General features: G+C 56.5%; 17 protein-coding genes and 1 pseudogene. 14 read left to right on the forward strand and 4 right to left on the reverse strand.

Annotated elements, in window-relative coordinates; all coding sequences use genetic code 11:
* Positions 1-91: 91 nt before the first annotated feature.
* The 3 genes and pseudogenes from FLZ89_RS11905 to FLZ89_RS11915 all read right to left on the reverse strand — a co-directional run bounded on the left by FLZ89_RS11905 (position 92) and on the right by FLZ89_RS11915 (position 1,904).
* Complete coding sequence (locus FLZ89_RS11905) at positions 92-694, reverse strand: DUF6431 domain-containing protein (RefSeq protein WP_141264861.1); 603 nt, start codon at positions 692-694, stop codon at positions 92-94.
* A 185-nt stretch (positions 695-879) separates the two neighbouring features.
* A pseudogene (locus tag FLZ89_RS11910) lies at positions 880-1,167 on the reverse strand (IS66 family transposase); the annotation flags it as partial.
* A 17-nt stretch (positions 1,168-1,184) separates the two neighbouring features.
* A complete protein-coding gene (locus FLZ89_RS11915; RefSeq protein WP_141305048.1) occupies positions 1,185-1,904 on the reverse strand; it encodes a hypothetical protein in 720 nt (239 codons plus the stop codon).
* Positions 1,905-1,937: 33 nt separating this feature from the next.
* Here FLZ89_RS11915 and FLZ89_RS16420 point away from each other — a divergent pair, with 33 nt between their 5' ends.
* The 8 genes from FLZ89_RS16420 (at position 1,938) to FLZ89_RS11955 (ending at position 8,512) form a co-directional block, all read left to right on the forward strand.
* Entirely contained in the window at positions 1,938-2,063 is a 126-nt protein-coding gene (locus FLZ89_RS16420) for a hypothetical protein (RefSeq protein WP_277997584.1), read from the forward strand.
* Between the two features lie 328 nt (positions 2,064-2,391).
* Positions 2,392-4,287: an acetyl-CoA carboxylase biotin carboxyl carrier protein gene (gene accB / locus FLZ89_RS11925; RefSeq protein WP_141305049.1), complete on the forward strand. Its 1,896-nt coding sequence runs from the start codon at positions 2,392-2,394 to the stop codon at positions 4,285-4,287.
* Between the two features lie 71 nt (positions 4,288-4,358).
* Positions 4,359-5,705 carry an acetyl-CoA carboxylase biotin carboxylase subunit gene (gene accC, locus FLZ89_RS11930; RefSeq protein ID WP_141264955.1) on the forward strand — a complete coding sequence of 449 codons (1,347 nt, stop codon included), beginning with the start codon at positions 4,359-4,361 and terminating at the stop codon, positions 5,703-5,705.
* Positions 5,706-5,852: 147 nt separating this feature from the next.
* Positions 5,853-6,266: an Asp23/Gls24 family envelope stress response protein gene (locus tag FLZ89_RS11935; RefSeq protein WP_141264954.1), complete on the forward strand. Its 414-nt coding sequence runs from the start codon at positions 5,853-5,855 to the stop codon at positions 6,264-6,266.
* Between the two features lie 18 nt (positions 6,267-6,284).
* The gene (gene amaP, locus FLZ89_RS11940) at positions 6,285-6,821 is read left to right on the forward strand and encodes an alkaline shock response membrane anchor protein AmaP (protein ID WP_253256560.1); all 537 of its coding nucleotides are present in this window, start codon (positions 6,285-6,287) and stop codon (positions 6,819-6,821) included.
* Between the two features lie 13 nt (positions 6,822-6,834).
* Positions 6,835-7,062 carry a DUF2273 domain-containing protein gene (locus tag FLZ89_RS11945; protein ID WP_253256477.1) on the forward strand — a complete coding sequence of 76 codons (228 nt, stop codon included), beginning with the start codon at positions 6,835-6,837 and terminating at the stop codon, positions 7,060-7,062.
* Between the two features lie 16 nt (positions 7,063-7,078).
* On the forward strand, positions 7,079-7,483 hold the full coding sequence (nusB, locus tag FLZ89_RS11950; protein ID WP_141264952.1) for a transcription antitermination factor NusB: 405 nt from the start codon (positions 7,079-7,081) through the stop codon (positions 7,481-7,483).
* 3 nt (positions 7,484-7,486) lie between these two features.
* Positions 7,487-8,512, forward strand: a complete 1,026-nt coding sequence (locus tag FLZ89_RS11955) for an O-sialoglycoprotein endopeptidase (RefSeq protein WP_141264951.1) — start codon at positions 7,487-7,489, stop codon at positions 8,510-8,512.
* On the opposite strand, the gene FLZ89_RS11960 is transcribed toward FLZ89_RS11955, so the two are convergent.
* Positions 8,439-9,611, reverse strand: a complete 1,173-nt coding sequence (locus tag FLZ89_RS11960; protein ID WP_141264950.1) for an MFS transporter — start codon at positions 9,609-9,611, stop codon at positions 8,439-8,441. The two genes, FLZ89_RS11955 and FLZ89_RS11960, sit on opposite strands and share 74 nt — an antisense overlap.
* Positions 9,612-9,763: 152 nt before the next feature.
* Between FLZ89_RS11960 and FLZ89_RS11965 the strand changes: the two genes are divergently transcribed.
* The 6 genes from FLZ89_RS11965 (at position 9,764) to FLZ89_RS11990 (ending at position 15,319) form a co-directional block, all read left to right on the forward strand.
* Positions 9,764-10,603 carry a sulfide/dihydroorotate dehydrogenase-like FAD/NAD-binding protein gene (locus tag FLZ89_RS11965; protein ID WP_141264949.1) on the forward strand — a complete coding sequence of 280 codons (840 nt, stop codon included), beginning with the start codon at positions 9,764-9,766 and terminating at the stop codon, positions 10,601-10,603.
* Positions 10,594-11,985 (forward strand): NADPH-dependent glutamate synthase, encoded by a 1,392-nt coding sequence (gene gltA, locus FLZ89_RS11970; RefSeq protein WP_141305051.1) that lies wholly within the window; start codon positions 10,594-10,596, stop codon positions 11,983-11,985. Before FLZ89_RS11965 ends, gltA begins: the two co-directional genes overlap by 10 nt.
* A 129-nt stretch (positions 11,986-12,114) precedes the next feature.
* On the forward strand, positions 12,115-12,957 hold the full coding sequence (gene folD, locus FLZ89_RS11975; protein ID WP_141264947.1) for a bifunctional methylenetetrahydrofolate dehydrogenase/methenyltetrahydrofolate cyclohydrolase FolD: 843 nt from the start codon (positions 12,115-12,117) through the stop codon (positions 12,955-12,957).
* Positions 12,957-14,168, forward strand: a complete 1,212-nt coding sequence (gene xseA, locus FLZ89_RS11980; protein ID WP_141264946.1) for an exodeoxyribonuclease VII large subunit — start codon at positions 12,957-12,959, stop codon at positions 14,166-14,168. Before folD ends, xseA begins: the two co-directional genes overlap by 1 nt.
* A 25-nt stretch (positions 14,169-14,193) precedes the next feature.
* Entirely contained in the window at positions 14,194-14,445 is a 252-nt protein-coding gene (xseB, locus tag FLZ89_RS11985) for an exodeoxyribonuclease VII small subunit (RefSeq protein WP_141264945.1), read from the forward strand.
* 25 nt (positions 14,446-14,470) lie between these two features.
* Complete coding sequence (locus tag FLZ89_RS11990) at positions 14,471-15,319, forward strand: polyprenyl synthetase family protein (RefSeq protein WP_172613595.1); 849 nt, start codon at positions 14,471-14,473, stop codon at positions 15,317-15,319.
* Positions 15,320-16,109: the final 790 nt, after the last annotated feature.

Genomic DNA, 16,109 nt, shown 5'->3' on the forward strand with positions numbered 1-16,109 from the left:
GTATCATGATACCATTCTCTGATAGCCGGTCCCCAGACAAAAGTTTTGTTGCTGCCATTTTTCACCTCCAGGGGTACCAGAAGAGCTCCGGTTATGCTAAAATATTACGCAAAGGAGCCATAAAAGCGTACCCCCAAGCCTCGTAAAACCTGGTACTGAAGGACTGGATGTGGGCAAATCCAGTGGTAATGAGGCGGAGTACCTTTTGGGCTCCTTCCTTTTTGGCGGGTATTTCCTCCGGCAGCCGAACCCGGGGCATGAATTGGCGTAAGGCTAATTTGATAAATTTCAAATTGGCCAGAAAACGGCGCAGGTAAAACTGTAAGTGTGAGATGTCCCAGTAGAGCTTTGGGTAGCGCCCTTTTAGAAACTTAAGGCAACCTCGCAGGGAGAAATTGAACTCCAGCATAAGCCTGAGGCCGGTAAAAATCAAATCAACACAATACTGAAAATAGGGCAGGCAAAAGGAAGGCAAGTAAGAAATGGTAGAGTGGCAGTATTGGCAGTAGTAACGCCGGATTAAGATGCGGCCGCTGAAATCAGCGGTAATAACGTTGCGGTGAAAGAACCCGTGTTTTCGGGGCGGTATCTTTATCCGGCAATGGGGGCAGCAATCGGGTTCCGGAAAGGGGAAATCTTTACCCTGGCGGCTGTACTCTTCGGGCGACACGGTGGTGTAGAATATCAGCTGCATGGTAAACCCTCCCAGCCAATATTCTACTCTATTCGCCCCCAAGCAGCACGCCTTCCAGAAGATGGACTAAACCCATCTATAGTTTGAATACTGGCGTAAAGTGAAATAGGATTCTCATACTCTCCTGGTATTAACTTTAGATGCAGATTGTTCAATTTGCGACCATGGAATTATTTTGGGATGAATTAATGTGAGGATCTACACTGGAGGTCCAGGTTGGGAAGTTTTTCGAAGAGGTAAATGAGGTATTGAAAGGGATTTAACCCGTTTTCTTTTGCTGTTTCTATAATACTGTAGGTAATGGCGCTGGCTTTAGCGCCCCGTGGAGTATTTGCAAACAACCAGTTCTTGCGGCCGATGACGAATGGCTTGATGGAGCGCTCACTCCGGTTGTTGTCGAGTTCCAGACGCCCGTCTTGCAAGAAGGCTACGAGTTTATCCCACTGGGCCAGGCAATAGTAAATGGCCTGGCCAGGTGTTTACCGGCCAATCACTGTTCCATCTGTTTCTTCAACACGGCGATCTCATCCGGAGTAAGCCCCGTAGCTTTAACAATGGTCTCTATATCGACGTTGAGCAGTAGCAGGTTCCGGGCTACTTCTCGTTTGCCCTCCAATTTTCCTTCCAATTTTCCTTCCAATTTCCCCTTCAGTTCGCCTTCTTTTAAGCCTTTTAACAAAGCCTGCTGTTGCATCTCTTCCAGGGTTAATTCCAAGTTATAAATCATCCGTTCCACCTCCCAGGGATTGCTTGCGTCCAGGATACCGTCGATTTTTGCGCTATAATCTCCAGGCATTCTGGGTTTGACAACATTCTTCAGCCACGTCGTGAAATGGCGGAACTCATCAGGCGTGAGCCGCCTTAAGACCCTCGCCAGTTTCTGCAACCGTCCAACCAGCTCTTCCGGGCGCATCTTCTGGTCCAAAAGAAATATGCCGGCAATCAGGTTTGCCGCTCTGATTAGCTCTTCTTCGCTGTAACGGTTGACGTCAAACAGCAGGTAGCGGAAGTCCAGAAGATGCCCGCTGAAATCCTGGAGGACGTAGGACTTGTTCACCAGAATGAGGTCGTCGGCGTCAATGGCCTCCACCCATTTTTCCCGGACGAAGGTTTTCAACAGTTCCAGGAAAACTCTCTTGTCGGAAAGGAGCTGCCGGTAACCCTTGTCGTGGGGGTGGTGGGGAAACTGGAAGGGAGACCCCTCTATCATTCCAACGTGCGCGCGGCATTCAAAAGGCTGGCGGTGAAAGCTGGAGTGGCAGTCATTCGACTACATGATCTTCGCCATACCCATGCCACTTTCCTGCTTAGGAAAGGCGTCCACTCCAAAATCGTGGCTGAAAGATTGGGCATTCCAGCGTTAAGATAACTCTAGACACATATTCTCACGTCCTGCCGGATACCCAATCTGAAGCCGTAAAAAGCAATAGAAAGCATTTTCGAAGATAGATTTGTAAATGTTTGCAACCCCTAAAGCCTAATCCTTAGTAACGTTGAAAATCAAGGATTTCAAGGGTATATACAAATATATTGTATACTTGCGTAAGAAATATTGCACCGCCCGGCTCGTGTTTATATAATAAGGCAAGGCGGTTGAATAAAAAGACAAGCACCGCTCTGGTTATTACACCAGAGCTTTTCTATAGCCGCAAGGACCACCCATAGTGGTCGTAAACGCCGCCGGCCAAGAGATAAATATGTTTAGGGAGCCTAGCTTCCCTATATGGAGGAGAGCCGTTTTGAGCCAGCTAAAGATCACCGACACCACCCTGCGTGACGGTCACCAGAGCCTCTGGGCCACGCGCATGACCACGGCTGACATGCTGCCCATCATTGAAAAAATTGACAGCGTCGGTTACCATTCCCTGGAGGTCTGGGGCGGCGCCACTTTTGATGTCTGCATGCGCTTCCTGGACGAAGACCCCTGGGAACGCCTGCGGACCTTAAAAAAATATGCCCGGAAAACACCCCTGCAGATGCTTCTCAGGGCCCAGTCCCTGGTAGGTTACCAGCTGTACCCCGACGATGTGGTGCGGGCCTTTATTGCCAGGGCGGTGGCCAACGGCATTGATATTATCCGTATTTTCGATGCCCTGAATGATCTGCGCAACATGGAAGTTCCTATTGAAGCCGCCAAAAAGGAAGGCGCCCACGTCCAGGGGACGGTGGTTTACACCATCAGCCCGGTCCATACCATCGAGCACTACTTGCAGACAGCCCTGGAACTGGAGAGCATGGGCGTGGACTCCATCTGCATCAAGGATATGGCCGGCCTTCTTGCTCCCTTTGAGGCCTATGAGCTAGTAAAGCTCTTTAAAGAAAAGCTCCACATCCCCGTCCAGCTCCACAGCCACTATATCGGCGGCCTGGCCGTAGGTGCCTACTTAGAGGCCGCCCGGGCGGGGGTGGATGTGGTTGATACGGCCTCGGTCCCCCTGGCCTTCGGTGCTTCCCAGCCACCGGTAGAGACGGTGGTGAGGGCGCTGGCCGGGACGCCTTACGATACCGGGCTGGACTTGAACCTCCTCTTTGAGATTGCCCGTTATTTCGACGACCTGCGCCGGGAGCTGGGTTATGAGCGCGGCGTAACCCGCATTACCGATATGTGGGTCTTCCAGCACCAGGTCCCCGGCGGCATGATTTCCAATCTGGTAAGCCAGCTAAAGGAGCAAAAGGCGGCTGACCGCATCAATGAAGTCCTGGCCGAAATCCCGCGGGTACGGGCCGACCTGGGTTACCCGCCCCTGGTAACGCCTACCAGCCAGATTGTCGGCACCCAGGCGGTGCTCAACGTCCTGCTGGGCCAGCGTTACAAGATTGTGCCCGGGGAAGTTAAAAACTACGTTCGCGGCCTCTACGGCCGGCCGCCGGTTCCTATAAGTGAAGAAATTCGCCGGTTGATCATCGGGGATGAAGAACCCATCCAGGGGCGGCCGGCGGATGTCCTGCCGCCGCGCCTGGAAGAAGCCCGGCAGGAAATCGGCGATCTGGCCCGGAGTGAAGAAGATGTCATCAGCTACGCGTTGTTTCCCCAGGTGGCCCGGAAATTTTTTGAGGATCGCCGCGCCGGGCGGTTGCAGCCGGGCCGCCGGACTTTAAAACCCCAGGCCGGGGGTAAGGCCGAGGCAGGAGGTACAAAGAAGATGGATCTTAAGGACATTACCCAGCTCATTAAAGCCTTAGAAGAAACAGGCATTACCGAACTTAACCTGGAAAGCGAAGGGGTCAAAATCATAATCCGCCGTGGTGGTGACCGGGGAGGGAGCACCGGCCCGGCCCCTGTAGTCCAGGTAACCCCGAACGATGAGCCTCGTGCCCGTGGGGATATACCACCGGTCCAGCCAGCCGAGGATATTATCGAAGTCCGGGCACCCATGGTAGGTACTTTTTACCGGGCGCCAGCCCCGGACGCGCCGCCTTTCGTTGAAGTCGGTACGAGGGTTAAACCGGGGCAGACCCTGTGTATAATAGAAGCTATGAAGCTGATGAATGAGTTGACGGCCGAAACCGCCGGCCAGGTTGTCAGGATTCTGGCCGAAAACGGCCAGCCGGTGGAATACGGCCAGGTGCTGTTCCATTTAAAGAAAGAGTAGAAACAAATATGCTGGGCGGTGTAGAAACATAAACTGCCGCTAAGAAGTATGCTTTTTTCGGAGGATAGGAGATGTTTAAACGAGTTCTCATTGCCAATCGCGGCGAGATTGCGGTGCGGATTATCCGCGCCTGCCGTGAAATGGATATCGAAACAGTAGCCGTCTATTCTGAGGCCGATCGGGGAGCCCTGCATACCAGGCTCGCTGACAAAGCCGTCTGTATCGGGCCGGCGCCGGCCAACCGCAGTTACCTGCATATCCCCAGTATTATTGCTGCTGCCCAGATGAGCGGTGCCGATGCCATTCATCCTGGTTATGGCTTTCTGGCAGAAAACCCCTATTTTGCCGAGATGTGTGCCACGGCAGGGATCACCTTTATCGGCCCTTCACCGCGTTCCATGCAGCTTATGGGCGCCAAGGCCACGGCCCGGGCTACCATGATTGCTGCCGGGGTGCCGGTAGTACCAGGTTCAGAAGGGGTTGTCAAGGACTTGGATGCCGCCCTGGCTATAGCCAAAGAAATTGGTTACCCTGTTTTAATTAAAGCGTCAGCCGGCGGCGGTGGCCGCGGCATGCGTGTGGCCCAGGGACCTCGGGAGTTGCGCCAGGCCATCCAGACCGCCCAGCGGGAAGCCGAAGCTGCTTTCGGCGATTCCCAGGTTTACCTGGAGAAATATATTGAAGAACCCCGCCATATTGAATTCCAAATATTAGGTGATACCGAGGGGAACCTCATTCACCTTGGGGAGCGCGACTGTTCCCTGCAGCGGCGCAACCAGAAGATACTGGAAGAAGCCCCCTCGGTAGCCCTGACACCGGAACTGCGGCGGGAAATGGGAGAAGTCGCCTTAAAGGCCGCCAGGGCCGTCGATTATTACAGTACCGGTACGGTAGAATTCCTGCTGGATAAGCATGGCCGCTATTATTTTATTGAAATGAATACCCGCATTCAGGTGGAACACCCGGTGACCGAGGCGGTTACCGGGATCGACCTGGTCCAGGAACAGATCAGGATAGCAGCAGGGGAACCTTTAAGTATCCGCCAGGAGGATGTCCAGATACGGGGGCATGCCATTGAGTGCCGGATTAATGCCGAAGATCCCAACCATAATTTCCGGCCGGCCCCGGGGCGCATTGAGCGTTACCATGTACCGGGAGGCTTTGGCATCCGGGTGGACAGCGCTGTGTACAGTGGTTACTTTATTCCCCCTTTTTATGATTCTTTGATTGCCAAGGTCATTGCCTGGGCGCCGGACCGGGAAGGGGCCATCAACCGCATGGCTGGAGCTCTAAAAGAAATGGTAATTGAAGGGGTGCCGACAACTATTCCTTTCCACCAGCAGATTCTGGCCAACGCCTTTTTCCGGCGGGGCGAGATCTATACCAACTTTATCCAGCGCCGCTTGCTGGCGGGGTAAAGTTACTGGCGTTTCTACTTCGCCAGGGCTGCTGCGCCAGCCGGGTCAAACCATAAAAATCTGGCCGGCTTTGCTTCAGGGATAACGAGTAATTTTCGCCGTAAGCAGTTGTGATGGCTGCCGGCCTCTGGTATAATATAGAAAAAGGTGGAGGTGGATGCAGTGGATAATGCTTTAGAACAACAGGCCCGAACCGATCTCGGCACTATAAAAATTACCAACGAAGTGGTAGCCATCATCGCCGGCCTGGCCGCCACGGAAATCGAAGGAGTAGCCGGCATGAGCGGCGGCATTGCCGGCGGTATTGCCGAACTTTTAGGCCGGAAGAATCTAAGTAAGGGCGTTAAGGTAGAAGTAGGAGAAAAGGAAGCTGCGGTTGACTTGTACATAGTGGTTAACTTCGGCGTTCGTATTCCTGATGTAGCCATCCGGGTACAGGAGAATGTTAAAAGGGCTATTGAATCAATGACAGGCTTACGGGTGGTAGAAGTAAATGTTCACGTCCAGGGCGTAGTATTTCCCCAGGAAGAGAAAGAAGAAGAAACCACCCGGGTCCGGTAGGAGGGTAGTGACTTGTCAATGCTGGACCGGGCCATACTGGCCCTTTTTGCTTTACTGGTGGCGGCCCTTTCCCTGGTTACCATGGCGGTAATCGCCGGCTGGACAGTACCCCTGGACCTTTTTGAACTAAGCCTATTACGTACGGACTACCGCTTCATAGCCGGTCTGATAGCCGCCGTATTGTTCCTGCTGGCCTTGCGTTTCTTTCTGGCCAGTGTGCGCCCGGCAGCAGCGAAGGAAGAGCAGGCGGTTATTAAATCTACCGACCTTGGTACGGCCAGCATTGCCCTGCCGGCCCTGGAAAACCTGGTCAACAGGGCCGCCCGCCAGGTAAAAGGAGTACGAGAAGTGCGGCCCACCCTCAGAGTCCTCCCGGAAGGGCTGGCAGTGAAGCTCAATATTACCGTCAGCCCCGACCGCAATCTACCGGAATTAGCAGCAGCACTCCAGCAACAAGTCTATGAATATATTGTTGCTACAGCCGGCCTGGAAGTGCCGGAGGTCCAGGTGCGGGTGAACGGTATTTACCAGGAAGGCCTGCGCCGGGTAGAATAGGGGAGAAGAAGGCGTGGAAAATATTTTCGATTTGCTAGGCTATCTCTGGCGGGAACACCGTGGTAAGCTAATCGGCGTCACCCTGGGCCTTATTTTTGGGATTTTAACTGCCATCTGGGGCTTTGGGAAGGCCTTTTTCATCGGCCTTTGTGTAGCGCTGGGCTATGTTATCGGCCGTCGCCTTGATCAGGGCCGGGGATGGGAGGACCTCTGGCAACGTTTCTTTGGTCGTCGCTGGTAAGGGGGAATAGCGTACTTTGAGTAGACGAGCAGCCAGGACAAAAGCCCTGCAGGCTCTGTTTGCCATTGACCTGGGCCGTATGGCCCCGGAAAGGGCGGTGGAAGAAGTTTTAGCTGAAGAGCAACTTTCACCCCAGGCAGCAGCCTTTGTCCGGGAACTGGTAATGGGGACGGTCACAGCCCGGCAGGAACTTGACGCTATCATTAGCAAGTATGCCGTGGGCTGGCGCCTGGAACGCCTGGCGGCCGTCGACCGCAATATTCTCAGGATGGCTTTGTATGAAATGAAATATTACCCGGATACGCCGGTAAGCGTTATAATAAATGAAGCCATTGAACTGGCCAAAACCTTTAATAACGAAGAAGCCGGCAAGTTTGTCAACGGCTTGCTGGACAGCGCCCGCAAGGAGTTAGGGAGATAGCTGATGGCCATTCTCGGCATCGATACCAGTGCTTATACCTGTTCAGTAGCCATCGTCAGCGTTGACGGCGAAGTGCTTACTGCCCACCGCCGCCTGCTACCGGTACCCGCGGGAGAAAGGGGACTGCAGCAGGGAACGGCGGTTTTTCATCATGTCCAGATCTTACCGGAACTGCTGGCATCAGCCTTTGCCGACGTGCCGGCAACCAGGCTCAAAGGCGTGGCAGCAGCTACCAGACCCCGGCCTGTGGAAGGCTCCTATATGCCGGTTTTTACCGTGGCCGCCGGGCAGGGCCGCGTATTGGCAGCGGCATTGCAGGTGCCTTTCCTGGCCACAACCCACCAGGAAGGGCATCTAGCCGCTGGCCTGTGGTCGGCAGGCTGGCAGCCGGGCGGTCCCTTCCTGGCCGTCCACCTGTCGGGAGGGACTTCCGAAATCCTCAAGGTCAGCAGGAAACGCGGCGGTTTTAATATCAGCAAACTTGGAGGCACCCTGGATCTTCATGCCGGGCAGCTGGTGGACAGGGTCGGGGTGCTAATGGGCCTGAAGTTTCCTGCCGGCCCGCAGCTAGAATTGCTGGCCCGCGAAGCCGGAGAGGAAAAGGGTGAGAAGGTCCGGCTGACCTCAGCCGTGCGGGGATATAATTTTAGTTTTTCCGGGCCGGCCAGCCAGGCAGAACGACTGCTGGCCGCCGGTGCTTCCCCGGCGGCCGTGGCCCGGGCGGTGGAACAGTGCATTGCCAATACCCTGGAGCGAGTTCTCCGGGCCGCTGTTGGTGAAACCGGCATTAAAGAAATTTTAATCGTCGGCGGGGTGGCGGCCAATACCTACCTGCGCAGTCGGCTGCGCCGCCGCCTGGAACACCGCGCCGTAGGGGCACGCCTTTATTTTGCCGACTCTCAGCACAGCACCGACAATGCCATCGGCGTAGCCCTCCTGGGCCGGGATGGGGTTTTTAGTGCATGCGGGCCGGGTGCCGACGGCGATCCGGCAGAGGGAGGGTCATGGCGGCAGCCAGGGCCGGAATAATGGCCAGGAGATGGATGACAAAAGGGACGCCCCGGGCGTCGGCAATGCCGCCCAGCAGGATAAGGCCCAGGCCGCCGGTACCAATGGCAAAACCCATCATCAGTCCGGAGGCCATCCCAATGTGCCGGGGCATCAAGGATTGAGCAAGGACAATAGCCGGGGCGAAGGTTGAAACTACAAAAAAGCCGCTTAAGGCCAGCAATATGGCCACCCAGTATCCCTTGACGTAAGGGAAGGCCAAGACCAGGGGTATAAGGGCCAGCATGGAGGCGAGGATCATTTTTTTGGTCCCCCAGTAGTCGGCCAGGCGGCCACCTACCAGGGTACCCACGGCGCCGGCTATAAGAAATATGGAAAGCATTGTGCTGGCCAGGGCGGCATCGCCATGGAGGTAATGCTGATAGTAGAAGGGGATATAGTAGGTTAAGCCGGTATGCAGCCAGGAACGCAAGATGACTACCAGGACCAGGAGAGTAATGGCCGCCAGGGAAGTCCTGCTATACTTTTCTCCCTTCTGACCGGCAGCAGCTACCCGCTGGCCGGCGGTCATGGTGCGGCCAATAGCCGGCATGGTATGGACCAGTAGAGCCACGGTAAGGGCCGTAGGAAAGATAACCAGCCAGGAGGATTTTAAACCGCCGTGGCTGAGGATTAGGGAGGCGATTATTGGTCCCAGGCCGAAACCCAGGTTGCCGCCTACGGAAAAGACGGCCATGGAACTAGCCTGCATGGGGCCGCTGATGTAATGGGCCGACTTGGAAGCTTCCGGGTGGTAGGCGGCTACCCCAAGGCCGCTGACAAAGACTATGGCTGTAAGTAAGTAGTAGTTGGGTACCAAGCCGAAGGCAGCCATACCCAGGCCGGCTAAAAGGCAGCCGGCGGGTAAGAGCCAGCGCAGCTGGTACCGGTCCGACAGGTAACCGAAAAGGGGCTGGATCACGGAAGAACTGATAGTAGATAGGGCGGGAATGATGCTGGCGGCCGTAAAGGTCAGGGCAGCCTGTTCTTTATATACCGACAGAAAGATGGGCAGCAGGCCCTGGTTGACATCGGTAACCAGGTGTCCCAGGCTTAGCAGGTAAAGAATACGTTTTCGCACTTCTTTAAACCTCCAGTCTCATCATATCTTAAACCCTGCAAGGAAAGTGGTCAAGGATCATTAGCAGGAATATGGGTTTTAACAGCGAATATAATTAAGGTTATTCTGTACTAGTTTTTGATAGCTCAACTTATAGGGGGTAGGGGATGCCCGTGTACCGTATTGTACGGAAAGAAGTTATGTCGCCGGTTATCAAGCTGATGGAAATTGAAGCTCCGGAAGTGGCTGCCAAAGCCCGGGCCGGACAATTTATTATTCTCCGGATAGACGAAGAGGGGGAACGCATTCCTTTAACGATCGCCGATTTTGATCGCAGCCGGGGTACCATTACCACTATCTTCCAGGAAGTGGGTTATACAACCAGGCGCCTGGGAACCATGGAGGCAGGAGATGCCCTGGCTGACTTTGTCGGTCCCCTGGGGCAGCCCTCGGAGATTGAAAATTACGGCCGGGTTGTTTGTGTGGGCGGCGGCGTCGGCGTGGCCCCGGTTTATCCCATAGCCCGCGCCTTAAAGGAAGCTGGCAACGAGGTAATTTCTATTATAGGCGCCCGGACAAAGGAACTGCTTATCTGGGAAGAGAAAATGCGCGCCGTTTCCAGCGAACTGCTGGTGGCCACCGATGACGGCAGCTACGGCCACCACGGCTTTGTAACGGACCTCTTAAAGCAGGTATTGGAAGAACGGGGCAATGTAGCTCGGGTCTGGGGTATCGGCCCGGTGGTCATGATGCGGGCTGTGGCGGAAACTACCAGGCCCTTTGGCGTACCCACCATTGTCAGTATGAATCCCATTATGGTGGACGGTACCGGTATGTGCGGCGCCTGCCGGGTCAGCGTCGGCGGGGAGACCAAATTTGCCTGTGTCGACGGGCCGGAATTTGACGGGCACCAGGTGGACTGGCAGCTGGCTCTGCGGCGGATGAACATGTATAGAGAAGAAGAGGAAAGGATTATCAAGTTCCACGAGGGGGGTGGCTGCGGATGCCATTAATTCCCAGAAAAACTCCCATGCCTTCTCAGGACCCGCAGGAGCGTATCCACAACTTCAATGAAGTAGCTCTGGGCTATACCGAAGAAATGGCCCTGGCCGAAGCAGAACGCTGCCTCCAGTGTAAAAAGGCTCCCTGCCGCCAGGGATGTCCGGTCGAGGTGGACATACCCGCTTTTATCAGCTTGATAAAGGAAAAAGATTTTGACGGGGCTATTGCCAAAATCAAAGAAAAAAACAACCTGCCGGCCATTTGCGGGCGAGTCTGTCCCCAGGAAAACCAGTGCGAAAAATACTGTACCGTGGGCAAGAAGCATGAGCCGGTAGCCATCGGCCGCCTGGAACGTTTTGTCGCTGATTACCAGATGGCTAAGGGCGAGGCAGCAGCCGTACGCAAGGCCCCGGCCACTGGCTTTAAGGTAGCAGTAATCGGTTCCGGTCCCGCCGGTTTGACCGCCGCGGCCGACCTGGCCCGGATGGGACACCAGGTAACGGTCTTTGAAGCCCTCCATGTGCCCGGGGGCGTACTGATGTATGGCATTCCTGAATTCCGCCTGCCGAAAAAGATCGTCCAGCAGGAAATCGACTCCATCCGCCGGCTTGGAGTAGAAATCCGGACCAATGCCGTGGTCGGCAAGGTTACCACCGTGGACGAACTCCTCGCCAGCGGCTACGATGCCGTCTTTATCGGCACTGGGGCCGGGTTGCCCCACTTCATGGGGATACCCGGGGAAAACCTTCTAGGCGTTTACTCGGCCAATGAATTCCTCACCCGGACCAACCTGATGAAGGCCTATCTATTCCCCCGCTATGCCACCCCCATCAAGGTGGGCAGGCGAGTGGCTGTTATCGGCGCCGGCAACGTGGCCATGGATGCGGCCCGTACTGCCCTGCGGCTGGGAGCAGAAGAATCTTATATTGTTTACCGCCGCTCGGCAGCCGAAATGCCGGCCCGCAAGGAAGAAGTAGAGCACGCCGAAGAAGAAGGGGTCAAGTTCCACCTTCTTACCAGCCCGGTGAAAATCTACGGTGACGACCGGGGTGTGGTGAAGGGCATGACCTGCCAGCGCTTTGAACTGGGCGAGCCGGATGCCTCCGGCCGCCGGCGGCCGGTGCCCATCCCGGGTTCTGAGTATGACATGGAAGTAGATACAGTGGTTATGGCTATCGGCCAGGGCCCCAACCCTCTGGTCTTAAGGACCACGCCGGGCCTGGAACTTACCCGCAAAGGTACTATCGCCGCCGACGAGGCTACCGGCGCCACTTCGAGGAAGGGCGTCTTTGCCGGCGGCGACATCGTCACCGGGGCGGCAACGGTAATCCTGGCCATGGGAGCCGGCAAAGCCGCCGCGCGGGCCATAGACAAGTATTTGCGGGAGAAATGAGTTTTTCGGAGGAGGCACCCATGGTGGTGAGCCGCCACCAGAGGGCATAAAAATGCCGGGCTGGCATTTGTCGGAAGCGAGCGCGACAATGCCAGCCTGGGAGTGAGTATTTTAAGGAGGTCTAGTGCCATGCCAGCCCAAATCTTGGACGGCAAGCAGATTGCCGCCGCAGTACGGGAAGAAGTCAAGCAGGAAGTAGCCAGGTTGAAAGAGCAGGGGATTACTCCCGGTTTGGCCGTCGTCCTGGTCGGCGACGACCCGGCTTCCCAGGTGTATGTCCGCAACAAGCACCGTGCCTGCGAAGAAGTCGGCATCTACTCGGAAGTCCACCGCCTGCCGGCGGAAACCACCCAACCCCAGCTCCTGGACTTAATCAAACAGCTCAATAATGATCCGCGCCTCCACGGCATCCTGGTACAGCTGCCTCTGCCCGATCATATTGACGAAAAAACCGTCATCGACACCATCGCCCTGGAAAAGGATGTCGACGGTTTCAGCCCGGCCAACGTCGGCAACCTGGTTATTGGCGACAAGTGCTTTTATCCCTGCACGCCCCATGGCTGCATGGTCCTCCTGGATAAGGCCGGGATTGATCCCAAAGGTAAAAAAGCAGTCGTCGTTGGCCGCAGCAATATCGTCGGCAAACCCATGGCCATGATGCTTTTAGCCCGTCACGCCACGGTAACCATCTGCCACTCCCGCACCAGAAACCTGGCCGAGGAATGCCGCCAGGCCGACATCCTGGTGGCTGCCGTAGGCAAGCCGGAGATGATCACCGGCGACATGATCAAGGAGGGCGCGGTAGTCATCGATGTAGGCATCAACCGCGTAGGCGAGAAAAAGCTGGTAGGGGATGTCCACTTTGAGAGCGCCGCGCAAAAAGCCAGCTGGATTACCCCTGTGCCCGGGGGAGTTGGTCCCATGACCATTGCCATGCTGCTGAAAAATACAGTCGAGGCGGCCCGGCGCTAGTGTCCGGGCAGCGGGTTCTGGCGGTGAGGGAACTCACCGCCTATTTGCAGCGCCTGATAGGCAATGACGGCCGCCTGGCCAACGTCTGGGTCAAGGGGGAGATCTCCAACTTGCGCCGCCCGGTATCGGGTCACCTCTATTTTACCTTGAAGGACCAGGTGGCTGCTTTGCGCTGTGTTATGTTCCAAGGCCGCAGCCGGAGCTTGAGTTTGTCGCTCCAGGACGGTTTGGAGGTAATAGCCAGGGGTCACATAGCCATTTATCCCCGGGACGGCGTCTACCAGCTTTATGTGGCCGAAATCTATCCGGCCGGAATGGGTATGGCTACTCTTGCCCTTCAGGAGCTGGCGGCCCGCCTGGAAAGGGAAGGCCTTTTTGCCGCCGAACGCAAACGTCCCTTGCCCCTCCTGCCGCGCCGGGTGGGCCTGGTGACCTCACCGAGCGGTGCCGCCCTGCGGGATATGGTTACCGTCAGCCGGCGGCGCTTTCCCGGTATTGACCTGGTACTGGCCCCTGCTACCGTTCAGGGGGATACTGCTCCCTTTGAATTGGCCCGGGCCCTGGAACTTTTGGGCAAACTGGGCGGGGTAGACGTGATTATCATCGGCCGCGGCGGCGGCTCGGCGGAGGACTTGAGTGCCTTCAATACCGAAATCGTCGCTCGGGCCATCTATGGCTGCCCGGTGCCGGTTATTGCTGCCGTTGGGCACGAGACGGACCTCACCCTGGCCGACCGGGTAGCCGACCGGCGGGCACCAACCCCTTCGGCGGCCGCCGAGCTGGCCGTCCCGGTAAAAAAAGAGCTGGAAGAGCGCCTGAATATCCTGGCTACCCGTGCCCGGCGGGGAATGGAGCACCGCCTGCAGATGGCGCAAGCAAGGCTTGAACGCCTGGTTAAAAGCCGGGGCATGGCCCGGCCCCAGCAGGAACTGTATTATCGCCAGCAATACCTGGACGGGCTGGAACAGCGCCTGCTGGCTGCCTGGCAGCGCCATGCCGGGGCCAGGGAACAGGCCCTGCAACTGTTAACGTCCCGCCTGGAGGCCGCCAGCCCCTTGACCATCTTGAGCCGCGGCTATGCCATCTGCCGTCGTCCCGGCGGTGGCCCCCCCATCCGGCACAGCCTGGAGGTGGCTCCTGGGGAAAGGGTGGAAGTAGTCTTAAGCCAGGGTCGCCTCCAGTGCCAGGTAGAGGATGTGGACGGTGGCTAATGTATCGTTTGGGAGGAACCAAAGCATGCCTGAAGGCGAACAGCTTAAATTCGAAGAGGCTTTGCAGAAACTGGAGGGTATCGTCCGGGCTCTGGAAGGAGAAGGCCTGACCCTGGAAGATTCCCTGGCCTATTACCAGGAAGGGATCAGGCTGGTACGCCTGTGCCGGCAGCGCCTGCAGGAAGTCGAGGGTAAACTCCAGGCCCTTCTGGTCCAGGAAGGCGAAGTTGTACTAAAGGAAATCTCTATATCCGGGGGTGGGGGTTACGGAGCTTGAAAGTTATCTAGCTTCCCGCCAACAAATGGTCCAGGAAGCCCTGGAAAAGAGCCTGCCGCCGGCAGATAATTATCCCCCGGCCGTTCACCAGGCCATGCGCTACAGTCTTTTCGCCGGGGGGAAGAGGCTAAGGCCTATCCTGGTTTTGGCTGCGGGTGAGGCTGTAGGCGGCCCCCCGGAACCACTGCTGCCGGCCGCCTGCGCGGTGGAGCTTATCCATACCTATTCCCTCATCCACGATGACCTGCCGGCCATGGATAATGACGATTTTCGCCGCGGCCGGCCCACCTGCCATAAAGTTTTCGGTGAGGCCATTGCCTTGCTGGCCGGGGATGCCCTCCTCACCCAGGCCTTTGCCGTTTTGAGCCAGGTGCCCGACGGCATCCCGGCGGTGAAAGTTCTCCAGGCCATCGGCGAGCTGGCCGCCGCCGCCGGCAGCCAGGGGATGATTGGCGGTCAGGTGGTGGACATGGAGGCCGAGGGCCGGCCGGCGACCCTGGAAACAGTTAATTACATCCACACCCACAAGACTGGTAGCCTCATCCGCGCCTGCCTGCGCCTGGGCGGCATTTTAAGTGGCGCCGGAGAGGAGCAGCTGGCGATATTAACGCGCTATGGCGAAAACCTGGGACTGGCCTTCCAGATAACCGACGACATTCTCGATATTGAGGGCGATTTTACTCGCATGGGTAAAAAAGGCGGGATGGATGCAGCCCGGGGCAAGGCAACCTACCCGGCCTGCTTAGGTCTAGAGAAGGCACGGGAGATAGCCGGCGAACTCTGTACCGAGGCGCAAAGTTTAGCCCGTTCGCTGGGGCCGGCTGCCGAACCTTTATTCCTCCTCGCCGGTTACGTTCTTAACCGACAGGGATAGTCATACGCCAAGCATAAAGGTGTCCGCGAAAGGGAGGAAAGGCATACCGGTGCTGGCTGCCGGCCAGCACTATAGACGGCTTAAGGCCACCGGGGGCTTCTGGCCGTGGTGCTTGCTGTTTAAGGACAAATACCTTATAATACATCCTACCAGCAGAAAAATTTTTGCTTAGCCTATTGGTGGGTGGCGCAGTATTCTAGTCAAGACCACCATCTTTGAAGACGGGCCTAAAAATCCGTCAAGGGCACACCGATGAAGTTCCTGGTGCTGGCTGTCGACGCCCAGTCGGGGGTTGGTACTGGGAGTTAAGGAGGGGGGGCGATCTACAATGGCATGTAGGCGTGGACCCTCCCTCCGTGGAGACCCAGGTGCGTGGGAAAGTTCCTGCGGCAGGAACAACTACTATGGCCTGGGGTAGAAACCTGCAGTCGGTACGGAGGGTGCTGGCTGCAGCGTAGCCTGCCTTGAGCGGTAGTGGTGGATGCGGGTGTTAAGCGCCTGTCAAGGTCTTCGCCGAAGACCTCTTGACTATAGCGGAAACCACTACTGCAAAAGAGGCTAGAAGATGGCGGGGCTTGTCGAGGAAAACTCCTAGACTGTTTACCACCGGTAAGGCTGGCCGGGGATTAAAGTATGCGCTAAGTGGTAATCCAGTCCTGCCTCCGGCGACGGCGCAGGGCACCCTTTAAAGGGAAACCGCCATTGCGGCGACGCGTGGTAGGGTGCCGGGAAAACCTACTGGACCTAAGCCATAACATTTATCCGGCCAGCTGCCACCCACCAGGATTAC

It is taken from the genome of Moorella sp. E306M, assembly GCF_006538385.1.
In the GTDB taxonomy this organism is placed as follows: domain Bacteria; phylum Bacillota; class DSM-521; order Neomoorellales; family Neomoorellaceae; genus Neomoorella.

Bases quoted from the DNA above. Each gene is read 5' to 3' on its own strand.
- xseB (WP_141264945.1), top strand. From the start codon at position 14,194: ATGCCTGAAGGCGAACAGCTTAAATTCGAAGAGGCTTTGCAGAAACTG.
- amaP (WP_253256560.1), top strand. From the start codon at position 6,285: ATGCTGGACCGGGCCATACTGGCCCTTTTTGCTTTACTGGTGGCGGCC.
- FLZ89_RS11905 (WP_141264861.1), bottom strand. From the start codon at position 694: ATGCAGCTGATATTCTACACCACCGTGTCGCCCGAAGAGTACAGCCGC.
- FLZ89_RS11915 (WP_141305048.1), bottom strand. From the start codon at position 1,904: ATGATAGAGGGGTCTCCCTTCCAGTTTCCCCACCACCCCCACGACAAG.
- gltA (WP_141305051.1), top strand. From the start codon at position 10,594: ATGCCATTAATTCCCAGAAAAACTCCCATGCCTTCTCAGGACCCGCAG.
- folD (WP_141264947.1), top strand. From the start codon at position 12,115: ATGCCAGCCCAAATCTTGGACGGCAAGCAGATTGCCGCCGCAGTACGG.
- accC (WP_141264955.1), top strand. From the start codon at position 4,359: ATGTTTAAACGAGTTCTCATTGCCAATCGCGGCGAGATTGCGGTGCGG.
- FLZ89_RS11990 (WP_172613595.1), top strand. From the start codon at position 14,471: ATGGTCCAGGAAGCCCTGGAAAAGAGCCTGCCGCCGGCAGATAATTAT.
- FLZ89_RS11955 (WP_141264951.1), top strand. From the start codon at position 7,487: ATGGCCATTCTCGGCATCGATACCAGTGCTTATACCTGTTCAGTAGCC.
- accB (WP_141305049.1), top strand. From the start codon at position 2,392: ATGTTTAGGGAGCCTAGCTTCCCTATATGGAGGAGAGCCGTTTTGAGC.